This is a genomic window from Streptomyces sp. H39-S7, from assembly GCF_027158205.1.
Lineage (GTDB): Bacteria > Actinomycetota > Actinomycetes > Streptomycetales > Streptomycetaceae > Actinacidiphila.
Map to the genome: position 1 here is coordinate 76,756 of NZ_JAPVLU010000007.1, position 14,645 is coordinate 91,400.

Genomic DNA, 14,645 nt, shown 5'->3' on the forward strand with positions numbered 1-14,645 from the left:
CCGGCCCCTCGCGGCCGCGCAAGTGCACGCATACCGAGGAGATCCGCCGTGCTCAGCCCGAACATCCCGGTCCTGCCGAACACCCTCACCGATCCGACCCACCCGGACCACCGGCCCGCAGGGTCCGGGCCCGTCGCCGTCGTCTGCGGACTCGGCGGATGGCTGCCGCCCCGGGTCGTCACCAACGACGACCTGTCGCAGCGACTGGACACCACCGACGCGTGGATCAGAACCCGCACCGGCATCGGCCGACGGCACTTCGTGGAACCCGGGCAGGCCACCTCCGACCTGGCGGTCGAGGCGGGCCGCCGGGCACTGGAGTCGGCCGGCGCCGCGTCGGTGGACGCGGTGATCGTCGCCACCACCACGCCGGACCGCTCCTGCCCCGCCACCGCGCCCGTCGTCGCGGACCGGCTCGGGCTGAACGGCGCGGCCGCGTTCGACGTCAGCGCCGTGTGCACCGGATTCGTGTACGGACTGGCCTCGGCTGCCGGGCTCATCGCGGCCGGTGTCGCCCGCCGGGTGCTGCTGATCGGCGCGGACACGTACTCGGCCATCGTCGACCCCGACGACCGGGCGAACGCGATCATCTTCGGTGACGGTGCGGGAGCGGTGGTGCTGCGCGCCGGGCACGCCGACGAGCTCGGCGCGGTGACCCACTTCGACCTGGGCAGTGACGGTGCGAACGAGGAACTCATCATCGTCGCCGCCGGCGGCTCCCGGCAGCGTGCCGACGACGCCCCGCGCGAGGACCGGCACTTCGCGATGCGCGGCCGGGAGGTCTACCGGCACGCCGTGACCCACCTGGCCGACTCGGCGCGCGCGGTGCTGGAGCGCGCCGACTGGAAGGTCGAGGACGTCGACCACTTCGTGCCCCACCAGGCCAATCTGCGGATCCTGCACTCGGTGGCCGACGAGCTCGGGCTCGCCAGGACCGCCTGTGTGTCCAACATCGAGTCCGTCGGCAACACCGGCGCCGCCTCGATCCCGCTCGCCCTCGCCGACGCCGCCGCCCGGCAGGTCGTCCGGCCGGGCCAGCGGATCCTGCTCGCCGCCTTCGGAGGCGGCCTCACCTGGGGCTCCTGCGTACTGCGGTGGCCCGACCTCAGCACTTCCGGCACCCGAAGGACAACGGAGGAGACAACCGATATGAGCACCACCTATGAGCAGTTGATCGCGATCGTCGCGAAGCTGCACGACGCGGACCCGGAACGGGTCCGCCCGGAGGCGACGTTCGCCGAACTCGACGTCGACTCGCTGACGATGGTCGAGATCAGCATGCGCCTGGAGCGTGACCTCGGCATCGAGGTCGCGGACAACGAACTGCGCGGCGGCATGACCCTCGACGAGACCGTACGACTGATCGACGCCAAGCTCGACGGCCCCGTGGGCACGTCGGCGACCACCCACCACACGAAGGGCTGACCCCATGAAGATCACTCCGCAGGCGGACAAGACTCTCGGTGCGAGCGTCGAGGGTTTCGACTACGCCGCCGCCACCGACGAGGACATCGCCACACTCAAGCAGACGGTCTACACGCGCAAGATCGCGGTGCTGAAGGGCCAGGACCTGTCGCCCAAACAGTTCCTCGAACTGGGCAAGCGGCTGGGCCGTCCCGAGACGTACTACGAACCCATGTACCAGCACCCCGAGGTCGAGGAGATATTCGTCTCCTCGAACGTCCCCAAGGACGGGAAGCAGATCGGTGTGCCGAAGACCGGAAAGTTCTGGCACGCCGACTACATGTTCATGCCGGACCCGTTCGGACTCACCCTCATCTATCCGCAGGTGATTCCGCAGAAGAGCCGCGGCACCTATTTCATCGACATGGGCCGGGCGTACGAGGCGCTGCCCGAGGACCTGAAGCGGGACATCGACGGCACGTACGCGCGGCATTCCGTACGGAAGTACTTCAAGATCCGGCCGCACGACGTGTACCGGCCCATCTCCGAGATCCTGGAGGAGGTCGAGACGAAGACCCCGCCGGTGGTGAAGCCCACCACCTTCACCCACCCGTTCACCGGCGAGACCGTCCTCTACCTGAGCGAGGGCTTCACCGTCGGACTGGAGGACGCGGACGGCCGTCCGCTCGACGAGGCGCTGCTGCGCCGGCTGTTCGAGGCCTCCGGGCAGCTCGACGAGGAGTTCACCCACCCCGGCATCCACCTGCAGACCTTCGAGCAGGGCGACCTGCTGGTCTGGGACAACCGCAGCCTGATCCACCGGGCCCTGCACACCGCCGCGCCGGAGCCGACCGTCTCGTTCCGCGTCACGGTGCACGACGAGCGCAAGCTCTACGACGAGATCCCGGCGGCGTAGGGCGATGACGGTCTTCGATACCGACACCGACCTCCTGCCGCTGGTACTGCGGCCCTACAAAGCGCATTGCAAGTACCTCACGTCCGCCGTGGTCACGGCGGAGGACGGCCGGGTCTCGGCCGAGTGCGAGTTCTCCATCGCCGAGTCGTGCTACATCGACGACACCGGCCATCTCAACGCGGTGGAAGTGAACATCAGTTACAACCAGATGATGTATTACGTGGTCGCCAAATCCGTCAAGGAAGGGCTGCTGCCGGAATTCGGCTCCTGGACGCTGGAGGACTACTGGCGGCACCAGCTGCCCGACATCCTCATCGCGCGGTTCGGCGGGAGTTTCCGCCGTCCCATCAACGCCCGCGCCTTCTCCGGCGGATTCGAGATCCGCACCGTGGACCGGCGCACCCCCGGCGGCGGTGATCCGCTGATCATCGCGGACACCTCCTACCGGTACTGGGACGCGGCGGGCGGCCGCTGCGACGGCGAGGTGAAGCTCGCCTTCGTCAACGCCTTCGACGAAGCGGTCGCCGGTACGTCGTGAGGCTCCCACAACCGCCGCGCGCCGCCGCCCGTTCAGCGGCGGCGCGCGGCCCGGAAAGGACAGTGGCTGTGAGCACCGTGGGTCGTCCGCAGGACGACGAACAACCGTATTACCCGTTCCTGCGGACGCTGTGGGAGACCGTGGCGTTCCACGCCGCCCAGCGGCCGGGGACCGTGGCCGTCCGCTGCGAGGACCGCACGCTCACCTACGAGGACCTGCACCGGGAGAGCAACCGCGTCGCCCACGCGATCCGGGCGGCGGGTCTCGCGCCGGGAGCGCGGGTCGCCTACCTCGGCCGGGAGTCCGAGCACTACTACGTGATCCTCTTCGCGTGCGCCAAGAGCGGGACGGTGCTGGTGCCGGTCAACTGGCGTCTCACCGCTCCTGAGGTGAGTCACATCCTTGAGGACTCGGCGAGTGAACTGCTGTTCCTGGAGGACGAGTTCACCCGGGTCGTCGACCGGATGCCGACCGACCCGCCGGGCACGGTGGTCCTTCTCGACGCTGTTTCCACCGAGGACCGGCCGGCCTACCAGGCCTGGAAGGACGGCCGCCCGGACACCGACCCGCACCCCGCGTCGGGCCCCGACGACGCCATAGCCCAGCTCTACACCAGCGGAACCACCGGGCTGCCCAAGGGCGTCGTCCTCGCGCACCGCAGCTTCTTCGCCGTGCGGGACGCTCTCGCCCGGGAGGATCTGGACTGGATCGACTGGCGGACCGGCGACATCGCCCTCGTCGGCATCCCCGGCTTCCACATCGGCGGCCTGTGGTGGGCCACCCAGAACTTCAACGCCGGGGTGACGGTGGTGGCGATGCGCGCCTTCTCCGCCCCCGACGCCGTCGCCCTCATCCGCGACCTCGGCATCACCACCGCCTGCGTGGTGCCCGCGATGCTGCGCATGATCCTCGCCGAACCCGGAGTGCGGCCGGCGGACTTCGGCACCCTGCGGAAGATCGTCTACGGCGGTTCGCCGATCTCCGAGACGCTGCTGGAACAGAGTCTGGCGATGTTCGGCAGCGACTTCGCCCAGATCTACGGCCTGACCGAGACCGGCAACACGGCGGTGTGCCTGCCGCCCGCCGCGCACGTACCCGGCGGGGCGCGGATGAAGGCCGCCGGACGGCCGTACCCGGGCATCGGCTGCAAGGTGATCGACGACCGGGGCGAACCGCTGCCGCCCGGCACCGTCGGCGAGGTGTGCCTGGCCACCCCGGCCCGGATGCTGGAGTACTGGGGCCTGCCCGACAAGACCCGCGAGACGCTCGTCGACGGCTGGGTGCACACAGGGGACGCCGGGTACCTGGACGACGAGGGCTACGTCTTCATCAGCGACCGCATCAAGGACGCCGTGATCGTGGCCGGCGAGAACGTCTACCCGGCCGAGATCGAGTCGGCGCTGGAAGCACACCCGGGTGTCGCGGAGGCCGTCGTCGTCGGAGCGCCGGACGAGCGCTGGGGCGAGAGCGTCCGGGCCTTCGTCGTCGCCGTCCCGGGCCAGGAGCCGCCCAGGCCCCGGGACCTGCACCGCTTCCTGGTGGAACGGCTGGCCGCGTTCAAGCTGCCCGCCACCTACGAGTTCATCGACCACGTGCCCCGCAATCCGAGCGGCAAGATCCTGCGCCGGGAGCTGCGCGACCGTTTCTGGGACGACGCCCGGCGCAAGGTCAACTGACCCCGGCGCCTCCGCTGCGTCCCGCGTGACCTTCGAGAGAGACCACATGACTGTGCCTGAGCCCCTGACGCCCTCACCGTCCCCGACGCCCCTGACCCTCGCGGACTTCCGCGCGGACCTGGCCGAGTTCCTCCACCAGCGGCCCGAGGAGGTCGACCTGGAGGAGAACCCGCTCTACGCCGGCCTGGACTCGCTGCGCATCGTCACCCTCGCCGAGCGCTGGCGCGCGGCCGGATCCGAGGTCAGCTTCGTCGAGCTGGCGGAACGCACCTCCTTCGCCCAGTGGTGGCAGCTGCTGGCGGACCGGCAGTCCGGAGGCGCACATGCCGACGCCTGACACCCGCAGCGCGCCCGGGGGCCGGCGGGCCCTGCTCACCGGGCAGGAGGGCATCTGGACCGGCCATCAGCTCGACGGGGAGAGCCCCGCCTACAACACCGCCGAATACGTGCAGATCCACGGGCCGGTCGACGTGGCGGCGTTCGACAAGGCCCTGCACCACGTCGTCGGCGAGGTCGAGGCGCTGAACGTGCGGTTCACCGAGGTCGACGGCCGGCCGTGGGAGATCGCGGTGCCGGCCGTGGACTGGCGGCTGCACACCGCCGACCTCACCGCCGAGCCGGACCCGCGGGCCGCCGCCGCCGACTGGATGCGGCACGATCTGGCGCGCCCGGTGGACCTCGCGCACGACCCCGTCTTCGGGCACGCGCTGCTGCAGACCGGTCCCGCGGAGTTCCTCTGGTACCACCGCGTCCACCACATCGCGCTCGACGGGTTCGGCCTGTCGCTCGTCGCCCGCCGGGTCGCGCAGGTCTACACGGCGCTGGCCGAGGGCACCCCGCTGGGGGAGAGCGGCTTCGGTACCCTGGAATCGGTCTTCGAGGAGGACCGGGCCTATCTCGCGTCGAAGCGGCGGGAGACCGACGGGGCGTACTGGACCGGGCGCTTCGCGGACCGCCCGACGGTACCCAGCCTCGCCGACCGGTCCGCGCTGCCCGCCCGTACCTTCCTGCGGAGGATGACCGACCTCGGCGCGCCGGAGACCGAAACGCTGCGCGCGGTCGCCCGCGAGCTCTCCGTCACCTGGTCCGACGTGGTGCTCGCGGTCACCGCCGGGTACCTCGGCCAGGTGTCGGGCGAGCCCGAAGTGGTCCTGAGCCTGCCCGTGATGGGCCGGCTCGGCTCGGTGTCGCTGCGGGTGCCCTGCATGGTCCGCAACGTCCTGCCGCTGCGGATCGCGGTCGGCCCGGGCGACACGCTGCGCGAGCTGGCCACCCGCGTCTCGGCGGAGCTGCGCGCCGGGCTGCCGCACCAGCGCTACCGGTACGAGCACCTGCGCCGGGAACTGCGCCTGGTCGGCGGCAGGCGCCGGCTGTCGGGCCCCGGCGTCAACATCATGCCCTTCGAGTACGACCTGCGCTTCGCCGGGCACCGCAGCACCGTCCACAACGTGTCGGCGGGACCGGTCGACGACCTGTCCGTCAACGTCTACGACCGGGCCGAGGGCGAGGGCCTGCGGTTCGCCTTCGACGCGCACCCGGAGCTGTACGACGAGGCCGCACTCGCCCGGCACCAGCACGCGGTGCTGGCCCTGCTGAACGACGCGACGGCCGCACCGGACCGTCCGCTCGGCGAGCTGGGCACCCGCCCGGCCGCCCCGCGGCCCGCCAGGACCGCCGTCACCCTCGACGGGGGACCACTGCCGCGTCCCGCGCGTTCCGTCGTCGACCTGATCACCGCGCACGCCGCCACCCGCGGGGACGCGACGGCCGTCGCGTTCGACGGCGCCACGCTCAGCTACGCGGAACTGCTGGCGGCCGCGGGCGGCGTGGCCGGCCGGCTGGCCGGCCACGGCACCGGGCCCGGGGACACGGTGATCGTCGCGCTGCCGCGTGGCACCGAGGCGGTCGCCGCCATCCTCGGCGTCCTCCTCGCGGGCGCCGCCTACTGCCCGGTGGACCCCGGCGCCCCGGCCGCCCGGATCGACACGCTGTGCGCCGAGTCCGGAGCGGGGGCCGTCATCACCACGGCCGGGTACACCGAGCGGTTCGCGGGCAGCGGTCTGCCCCGGCTCCTGCTGGAGGGAGGGAAGTCCCTGGACGTCGTGGGGCCGCCGCCCTCCCCGGCGGAGCCGGACCCGGACCGCCTCGCGTACGTCATCCACACCTCCGGATCCACCGGCCGGCCCAAGGGCGTCGAGATCAGCCATGCCGCGCTGGCGCACTTCGTCGCGGGGGCGAGCGACCGGTACGGGATCGGCCCGGACGACCGCGTCCTGCAGTTCGCGCCGCTGCACTTCGACGCCAGCGTGGAGGAGATCTTCCTGACCCTCTGCGCCGGCGCCGCGCTCGTGGTGCGCACCGACGCGATGACCGAGTCCGTCCCGGTCCTGCTGCGGTCCTGCGAGCGGTTGGGGATCACCGTCCTCGACCTGCCGACGGCGTACTGGCACGAGCTGGCCTACGCGGTCTCGACCGGCGCCGCGGCGCTGCCGCCGAAGCTGCGGACCGTGATCATCGGCGGTGAGGCGGCGCTGCCGGAGCGGGTGGACCGCTGGCGGGACGCCGTCGGGACCTCGGTGCGGCTGTTCAACACCTACGGGCCGACGGAGGCGACCGTGGTGGCCACCACGGCGGAGCTGCAGGTGCCGGAACTTGCGCGCGGGGACGTCCCGATCGGCCGCCCGCTGGCCGGTACCCGGGCCGTCGTCGTCACACCGTCCGCGGACGACGCCGGCGCGGACTCCGCCGTCGGCGAGCTGTATCTCGTCGGCGACGCGCTCGCCCGGGGCTACCGCGGCGGCGCGGGCGGCGACAGCGCGCGGTTCCAGCCGCTGCCCGAGCTGGCGGACCGGCCGCGCGCGTACCGGACCGGGGACCTCGTACGGCTCGGAGCGGACGGACAGCTCCGGTTCGTGGGCCGCGCCGACGCCGAGTTCAAGATCAGCGGGCACCGGGTACAGCCGGCGGAGGTGGAGACCGTCCTGCTCACCCATGACGCGATACGGGAGGCGGCCGTCGTCGGGCAGGTGCTGGCGGACGGTACGCGCCGCCTCGTCGCGCACGTCGTCGCCGACCCGCCGGCGCCGTCGGCCGCCGAGGTGCGCGAGCACCTGCGAGCCACGCTGCCCGCCGCGATGATCCCGTCCGCCGTCGTCCTCACCGGCCGGCTGCCCCGCACGAGCGCCGGCAAGATCGACCGCAACGCGCTGGCGGCACCGGCGGTGGCAGCGCCCCCCGTGCCGTCCGACGAGGAGGCCGCGGGCGGCGACAACCGTACGGAACAGGTCGTCATCGCCGCCTGGGCCCGGATCCTGGGCACCGCGGACATCAACCCGCAGGACGACTTCTTCGACCTCGGAGCGCAGTCGCTGCAGGCGATCCAGGTCGCCAACCGGCTCGGGGTGGAGCTGGAGACCGACGTACGCGTCGCCTGGCTCTTCCAGTACCCGACGGCCGCCGAACTCGCCCGTCATCTGGACGACCAGCACGGCCCGGCCGTACCCGGAGCCGTGCACCGCGGCGCGGTGCCGGACGCCGTCCTCGCCGACGCGGTCCTCGACGACGACATCACCGTCCGTCCCCCCGGACGCACCGCACCCGCGTCTCCGCCGCGCCGGGTACTGCTGACCGGGGCGACCGGCTTCGTCGGCGCCCACCTGCTCACCGAGTTGCTGACGGCCACCGACGCGGAAGTGGTCTGCCTGGTGCGGGCCGAGGACCGGGCAGCGGCGGAGGGCCGGATCCAGCGGGCGCTCGCCGCGCAGGAACTGACCCTGCCGCCCGGATCCGAGCACCGTGTCGTCGCCGAACCGGGCGACCTCGCCCGCCCGCTGCTCGGACTCACCGAGGGGCGCTACGCGGAACTCGCGTCCGGCTGCGACGCGATCTACCACAACGCGGCGACCGTCAGCATCATGCGCGAGTACGCCAGCCTGCGCGGGCCCAACGTGGAGTCCACCCGGCAACTGCTGCGGATGGCGGCGGCCCGCTCGCTGCCGTTCCACCTCGTCTCCACCCTGTCCGTCGCGCCGCCCGCCGGAGCGAGCCCCGAGGTCGCGGAGACGTTCCTGCCCCCGCATCCGGGCCTTGCCTACGGCTATCAGCAGTCCAAGTGGGCCGCGGAGCGGCTGGTGGAACAGGCGGCGGAGCGCGGGCTGCCCGTCACGGTGCACCGGCTCGGCCGGGTCGTCGGCGCGGCCGGCACCGGCTACGTCAACGAGCGCGACTTCCTGTGGAGCGTGCTGCGCGCCGGCATCCCGGCCGGCATCGTGCCCGACCTGTTCGAGGCCGAGGTGTGGACGCCGGTCGACTACGTGGCGCAGGCCGTCGTACGGCTGTCCGCCGAGGTGACGGCGGCGGCTCCGGCCGAACGGCCGGTGTACAACCACGCTCCGGTGCCGACCGTCCGGCTGGCCGATCTCTACGCCTGGATAAGAGAGTTCGGGTACCCCGTGGAGTGCATGCCCCTCGCGCGGTGGCGGGCGGAACTGCCGCGCGCCGCCGATGTCGCCACCACCACGCTGGCGTTCTTCGACACCTGGACCGGCGACGACTCCGTTGCTGACGAGACGGCCGGCGGAGCCGTCGCCGAACCCGTGCTGGGGCTGGGCCGGGTCGTCGCCGACAACCTGCTGCGCGGGCTCGACGGCAGCGGCATCTCCTGCCCGCCCGTCGACCGGGAGTTGGTCTTCCGGTACCTGGAGCGCTGCGTGGCGACGGGGGCGCTGCCGCCGCCCGCCCGGCGGGGTCCCCGCGTCCCCCGACAGGCCCGCCGCTGATCCGTCGCCGATCCGGAAGATCTGGTTCACGACATCCGGGAACCCGGGCGGACTCCGCTCCGACTACTGAAGCGGAGTCCGCACCCCCCCCGAGGAGCCCGCATGTCATGGAAACGGCCAACCGCCGCATTCGCGGTCGGAGCGCTCTGTCTGGCCACCGCCGCCTGCGGCTTCTCGTCGAGGACGGCGGCCTCCGCGGGCGAAGCGGAACCACCGGGGCCCGGCTACCCGGTCACCGTCACCGACTGCGGGCAGACCACCACCTACACCAAGGCGCCCGGCCGTGTCGTCGTCATGAACGGCGCGTCCGTCGCCGAGGTGTCCTCGATGCTCGCCCTCGGGCTCGGTGACCGCATCGTCGCCAACGCCCAGTCCTACGGCATGTCGGAGGTGCCGGGACGGGTCCAGGAGATCGCGAAGCTGCCCACCGGGGGAGTGAAGCTCAACGACATCCAGGACATCCCGCGCGAGGCGATGCTCAACCTCCGCCCGGACTTTGTGCTGTCCACGACCGGGTTCGGCTTCGACCCGAAGAACGGCTACGCCACCCGCAAGGACCTCGCGACGATCGGTGCGCACACCTACATGCCGGTCAAGGGCTGCGACGACGCGAGCTCCGTCAAGGGCCCGCCGTCCATCGACGACAGCTACTCGATGCTGCGCGACCTCGGCAGGATCTTCGGCGTCAGCGCCCGCGCCGAGAAGCTGATCGCGGACTCCCGCGCGCGCGTCGCCGCCATCAGCGCCAAGGTCGACGCCAAGCTCAGGACGGCGGCCGGCACCGCTCCGCCGTCGAAGGTGATGGTGATCTTCTCCAACATGTCCATGGGCGCCAACGAGTTCAGCTCGATCGCGGGTGTCGGGATCTGGAACGACATCCTCGCGAAGGCCGGGGGAGTCAACGCGTTCGCCTCCGTCACGAGCAACTCCTTCGCCGACCTCAGCAAGGAGAAGGTCGCCGCCGCGCAGGTCGACGCGCTCGTCGTCGTCAGCTACCACGACCCGGATGCCGCCGGCTACGCGCGCAAATTGTTCGCGCAGTTCCCGCAGTGGAACGCCGCCCGGGACAAGCGGTTCACGGTCCTGTCCGACTCCATCTATCTCGGGCCGAGCAACGACGTCGCCGTCGAGCGCGTCGCCCGGATGCTGCACCCCGAAGCCCTCTGACGTGCCGCGGATGACCCCACGCGCGATCGGCCCCCGCTCCCCGCTGTCCGTCCTGGTGCTGCTGCCCGTCCTCCTCGCCCTGCTCGTCCTGGTGATGATGGTCGCTGTCGGCATCGGGGCCGTGAACGTCCCCCTCGGGGACATCTGGCACATCGTCCTCGCCCACCTGGGCGGCGGCACCTTCGCCGGCGACCCCGTCCAGGACCAGATCGTCTGGAACTTCCGCATCCCCCGGGTGCTGCTCGCCGCGCTCGCGGGTGGCGGTCTGGCGGTCGCCGGGGTGGTGCTGCAGGCGGTCGTCGCCAACCCGCTGGCGGACCCCTACGTCCTGGGCGTCTCGTCGGGGGCGTCGCTCGGCGCCGTGCTGGTCATGACGCTGACCACCGGCGCACTCGGCGGCCTGGGCGTCTCCTCGGCGGCGTTCGCCGGCGCTGTCGCGGCCGTCGCGCTCGTCTTCCTCCTCGGGCGGCGCGGCGGCCGGCTGGCCCCCACCCGGCTGGTCCTGTCCGGAGTCGCCATCGGCTACCTGTTCCTCGCGGCCACCAGCTATCTGCAACTGCGGGCCACCCCCAACGAGCTGCGCTCGGTGATGTTCTGGATGCTCGGCAGCGTCGCCGGGGCGCAGTGGAGCCAGCTGCCGCTGGTGAGCGGCGCGGTACTCGGGACGACGGTCCTGCTCGCGCTGTACGGGCGGCGGCTGAACGCGCTGCTGGCCGGGGACGAGTCCGCGACGGCGCTCGGGGTCGAGGTGCACCGGCTGCGGGCCGCGCTGCTGGTGCTGTCCTCACTGCTGACCGGCACCATCATCGCGGTCGCGGGCGGCATCGGCTTCGTCGGCCTGATGATCCCGCACCTGGTGAGGCTCGCCGTCGGTGCCGACCACCGCAGGCTGCTGCCGCTCGCCGCGGTGACCGGCGCGATCTACCTCGTCGTCGTCGACCTCCTGTCCCGCACCGTGGACCGGCCCAACGAACTGCCGCTCGGCATCCTCACCGCCCTCTTCGGCGCGCCGTTCTTCCTGTGGCTGCTGCGCCGCAACAAGAGCTTGGATTCCGTATGAGACTCAGCGTCGACCAGCTCGACATCACCCTGGACCGCCGGCCGATCCTGCGGGACGTGTGCCTGGAGGTGGGGTCCGGGGAGATCGTCGGGCTCGTCGGACCCAACGGCAGCGGCAAGTCCACGCTGCTGCGCGCCGTCTACCGCTCGCTGCGGCCGGAAGGCGGGGCGGTGCGTGTCGGCGGGGACGACATCTGGACGATCCCCGCCCGCGCCGCCGCCCGCCGCACCGCGGCCGTGCTGCAGGACGTCGGCCACGCGACCGGGTTGTGCGTCCGGGAGATCGTGGCGCTGGGGCGCACCCCGCACCACGGCCTGCTCGGCCGGGACGGCCCCGAGGACCACGAGGCGGTCGACCGGGCACTGGACCAGTGCGGTGCCCGCCCGCTGGCCGAGCGGGACTTCGCCTCGCTCTCGGGAGGGGAGCGGCAACGGGTGCTCCTGGCCCGGGCGCTGGCCCAGCGCCCGCACCTCCTCGTGCTGGACGAGCTCACCAACCACCTCGACATCCGCGCGCGCTTCGAGCTGCTCTCGCTGATCCGGGCCATCGGCACCACCACGCTGGCCGTCCTGCACGACCTGGACCTCGCCGTGCGGCTCTGCGACCACCTCGTCGTCCTCCACCACGGCGGGGTCGTCGCGGCAGGGCCGGTGCTGGACGTGCTCACCCCGGCGGTGCTGCGCGACGTCTTCGGCGTCGCGGCGACCGCCGACCGGCACGCCGACGGAGTCGTGCGGATCGTCTACGCCGCCGACCCGCTCGCCCTGCACCTGGCCGAACGGGCCACCGCGGCCGGGTGACGCGGCGCGCGGTCCAGACCGGGCCGATCCCGGGAGGGGTTTGCCGATCTGGGGAGGGTTTTCGGGCGACGCGCCAGAGACCCCGTCGATCGACAGGAATGATCAGGGGTCGGGTGGGCAGGCGTGAGGGGGAGAGGCCGGGTTGAGCAGGAGGTGCTCCCGGCGTCACCATAGAACTGCGCGGTCCGCACCGGGATTCGGTGGTCTCCCCCGTCTGCCGAATCACCTCGGGCGGGCCGCGCGCAGACCAGCAGTGCCCGACTGGTTCCCGGGCGTGCCCCGCCGGACGGCGTTGTGAGGACGCCGACCGGCCCCGTCGGCCCCGCGCTCACCCCCCTCGGGTGCGGGGCCTACGCATGCCCACGGGTGCTCCCGGAGACACACCGCTCACCGGTGGCGACTGCGGTCGGCGTCGGGCAGGTTGCACCACAGGTCGATCTTGGCGGACAGCTCCCGGGCCTGGGTGTCCGTACGGCGCTCGGCCTCCGCCGACGCCTCGGCGGCGGCGTCGAGCGAGCCGAAACCCCGTACGAGGCCGATGAGATCCTCGACGAGGTCCGGGTCCTCACCTACGGCGCGGGCGTGTGCGTGCAGGGCTTGCAGGATGGCGAGTTCGTCGTCTGCGGCGTCCATGTGCACAGTCTGCCGCGTGGGTCTGACACTCCGTAGGCCGTGCGTGCGCGCGGGGCGCGGCGCGCCACGGGTCCGGGCCCGGAAGGGCCGGGTGGACGGCAGGATTCCGCGCGTCGGCTATCGCCTGGCGGCAGGTCGCGACGTGCGCCGGGACCGTGCCTGCGCCGGCGGCGCCGGGGGAGCGGCCTCGCCGGCATCGAGGTCCTCGAGGTCCTCGTCGTCGTATCGCTCGTCCGCCGCGTCGCCCAGGTCGGCCTGGTGGAAGGGGTCGGTCGACGGGACCGGCGAGGTGTGCGCCGCGACCGGCGTGGAGGGATCAGGGTTGGAGAAAAGCGTGGTCATGGCACCTTCGTCAGGTTTCACAGAACGGGGCCACCCGGAACGGACCAGACGGTGGCGATCGCCGCCTCAAGGGCGGCCGTCACTTCCCAGCATCCCACGTGGAGCGTTCCGCGCGGGTACCCGGTAGGTCCCTGGCCCGTCACACCGGGTGTGGGCGGACTCGCCGATTCGGATGAAACCGCAGGCCAAGCGGGGGACGCGCGCCACCGACAGGTGATCGCAGGACGCGATGCGGATAGGACCAGTGACCAGGAGGTCCGATCCATGGATGCCGTTTCGCCGTGCCGCCGTGCCGGAGCCAGTCCTCGCAGTGGCGGCTTCCGCCCGGAGGCGTCCGGTGGGTGCGATCGCACGGCGGAGGGTCGTCCCGGTACTGGAGTACCGGGGTGATCCCGACACCAGGGGGCGCCCCCGGCGGTGGCCGGAGGAGGGCGTGCGGGCCGGGCGTCGCCGGCTGGGCGCGCCTCCCGGCGGTAGCGGGGGGAGCGGCTCCGGCGACGGGCTCCGGGCGCCGCAGCCGTCGCGATGCCGTCCTGGACGCCCTGCTGGCCCTCTTCGCCCTGCTCGTGCTGGTGGGCGGGGCGCTGTCACCGGAGCTGATGGCCGACCGGGGCGCGCAGCCTCTGACGGTGGTGTCGGAGCCGCTGTCCGCCGCGGCCGACGAGCACCCCGACGAGGCCGGCACCGCGGTACGGGGGGTCCGGCCCCACCGGGCCGCCGAGTCGTCGCGGGCGGTACGCCACGCGGCCCGTGCCGGTACCGGTCCTTCCCCGGCCGTCCCGCCGCGCGGTGTCCCGACGCCGGGCGGCCAACGGCCGGGCGCCGGGCTCCTGGGGCTGAGCTGTGTGGTTCTGCGCTGCTGACCGGTCCAGGGGCCGCCTTCCCGGCCCCGTTCCGCTCCGCACGCCGACCCCGCATCCCGACCCCGGAGGACCTTCATGCCCATCGACCCTTTCGCGGCCCTGAACGCCATGCTGCGTGCCGAAGTCGCCCGCGCCTCCGTCCCGGAGAGCGAGCCCGGCCGGCCCGCCGCCCATGACGCGGAGGACATTCCCGAACGCCCGTCCGCGACGCGCGCCCAGAACGACGGCATCTGACCCCAGCCGTCGCCCCGCACCCGGCCGGAGCGCAACCCGGCCGGGTGCCGCCGCGCGGGACACGAGCCGGGTCGCCAACCCGGCCGGGTTCCGTCGTATCGGGCAAGAGATGGACGGGATTGCTGCCCGGAGCGCGATAGCGGTTCAGTAGCTGAACGCCGGCCCGGCGGCCGGGTGCCTGTCGGAGGCACTCGTCGGCGCCGCGAGTGCGCCGACGAGTGCGCTGACCTTGCC

At 72.7% G+C, this 14,645-nt stretch carries 13 protein-coding genes and 1 pseudogene; 12 read left to right on the forward strand and 2 right to left on the reverse strand.

From position 1 onward, the window contains the following. Window positions 1-72: 72 nt before the first annotated feature. The 10 genes and pseudogenes from O3X23_RS08700 to O3X23_RS08745 form a co-directional block, all read left to right on the forward strand. Window positions 73-1,107: pseudogene (locus tag O3X23_RS08700) on the forward strand (beta-ketoacyl-ACP synthase III); the annotation flags it as partial. A gap of 42 nt (window positions 1,108-1,149) precedes the next feature. Further along, complete coding sequence (locus O3X23_RS08705; RefSeq protein WP_269270776.1) at window positions 1,150-1,425, forward strand: acyl carrier protein; 276 nt, start codon at window positions 1,150-1,152, stop codon at window positions 1,423-1,425. Window positions 1,426-1,429: 4 nt separating this feature from the next. Further along, on the forward strand, window positions 1,430-2,320 hold the full coding sequence (scoE, locus tag O3X23_RS08710; protein ID WP_269270633.1) for a (3R)-3-[(carboxymethyl)amino]fatty acid oxygenase/decarboxylase: 891 nt from the start codon (window positions 1,430-1,432) through the stop codon (window positions 2,318-2,320). A 4-nt stretch (window positions 2,321-2,324) separates the two neighbouring features. Next, window positions 2,325-2,858: a (2E)-enoyl-ACP glycyltransferase gene (gene scoD, locus O3X23_RS08715; protein ID WP_269270635.1), complete on the forward strand. Its 534-nt coding sequence runs from the start codon at window positions 2,325-2,327 to the stop codon at window positions 2,856-2,858. Window positions 2,859-2,926: 68 nt separating this feature from the next. After that, complete coding sequence (locus tag O3X23_RS08720; protein WP_269270637.1) at window positions 2,927-4,534, forward strand: long-chain-fatty-acid--CoA ligase; 1,608 nt, start codon at window positions 2,927-2,929, stop codon at window positions 4,532-4,534. Window positions 4,535-4,580: 46 nt separating this feature from the next. Further along, the gene (locus O3X23_RS08725; RefSeq protein ID WP_269270638.1) at window positions 4,581-4,871 is read left to right on the forward strand and encodes a phosphopantetheine attachment domain protein; all 291 of its coding nucleotides are present in this window, start codon (window positions 4,581-4,583) and stop codon (window positions 4,869-4,871) included. Next, a complete protein-coding gene (locus O3X23_RS08730; protein ID WP_269270639.1) occupies window positions 4,858-9,312 on the forward strand; it encodes an amino acid adenylation domain-containing protein in 4,455 nt (1,484 codons plus the stop codon). Before O3X23_RS08725 ends, O3X23_RS08730 begins: the two co-directional genes overlap by 14 nt. 102 nt (window positions 9,313-9,414) lie before the next feature. Further along, complete coding sequence (locus tag O3X23_RS08735) at window positions 9,415-10,479, forward strand: ABC transporter substrate-binding protein (protein ID WP_269270640.1); 1,065 nt, start codon at window positions 9,415-9,417, stop codon at window positions 10,477-10,479. A gap of 94 nt (window positions 10,480-10,573) precedes the next feature. Then, window positions 10,574-11,539, forward strand: coding sequence for a FecCD family ABC transporter permease (locus O3X23_RS08740; RefSeq protein ID WP_269270777.1), 966 nt, complete (start codon window positions 10,574-10,576; stop codon window positions 11,537-11,539). Continuing rightward, window positions 11,536-12,339, forward strand: coding sequence for an ABC transporter ATP-binding protein (locus tag O3X23_RS08745; RefSeq protein ID WP_269270641.1), 804 nt, complete (start codon window positions 11,536-11,538; stop codon window positions 12,337-12,339). Before O3X23_RS08740 ends, O3X23_RS08745 begins: the two co-directional genes overlap by 4 nt. Window positions 12,340-12,726: 387 nt before the next feature. On the opposite strand, the gene O3X23_RS08750 is transcribed toward O3X23_RS08745, so the two are convergent. Together O3X23_RS08750 and O3X23_RS08755 are read right to left on the reverse strand one after the other, a co-directional pair. Beyond that, a complete protein-coding gene (locus tag O3X23_RS08750; protein ID WP_269270642.1) occupies window positions 12,727-12,972 on the reverse strand; it encodes a hypothetical protein in 246 nt (81 codons plus the stop codon). Between the two features lie 117 nt (window positions 12,973-13,089). Next, window positions 13,090-13,314 (reverse strand): hypothetical protein, encoded by a 225-nt coding sequence (locus tag O3X23_RS08755; protein WP_269270643.1) that lies wholly within the window; start codon window positions 13,312-13,314, stop codon window positions 13,090-13,092. A gap of 386 nt (window positions 13,315-13,700) precedes the next feature. Between O3X23_RS08755 and O3X23_RS08760 the strand changes: the two genes are divergently transcribed. After that, window positions 13,701-14,177: a hypothetical protein gene (locus O3X23_RS08760; protein WP_269270645.1), complete on the forward strand. Its 477-nt coding sequence runs from the start codon at window positions 13,701-13,703 to the stop codon at window positions 14,175-14,177. 75 nt (window positions 14,178-14,252) lie between these two features. After that, window positions 14,253-14,411, forward strand: a complete 159-nt coding sequence (locus O3X23_RS08765) for a hypothetical protein (protein WP_269270646.1) — start codon at window positions 14,253-14,255, stop codon at window positions 14,409-14,411. Window positions 14,412-14,645 lie beyond the last annotated feature (234 nt).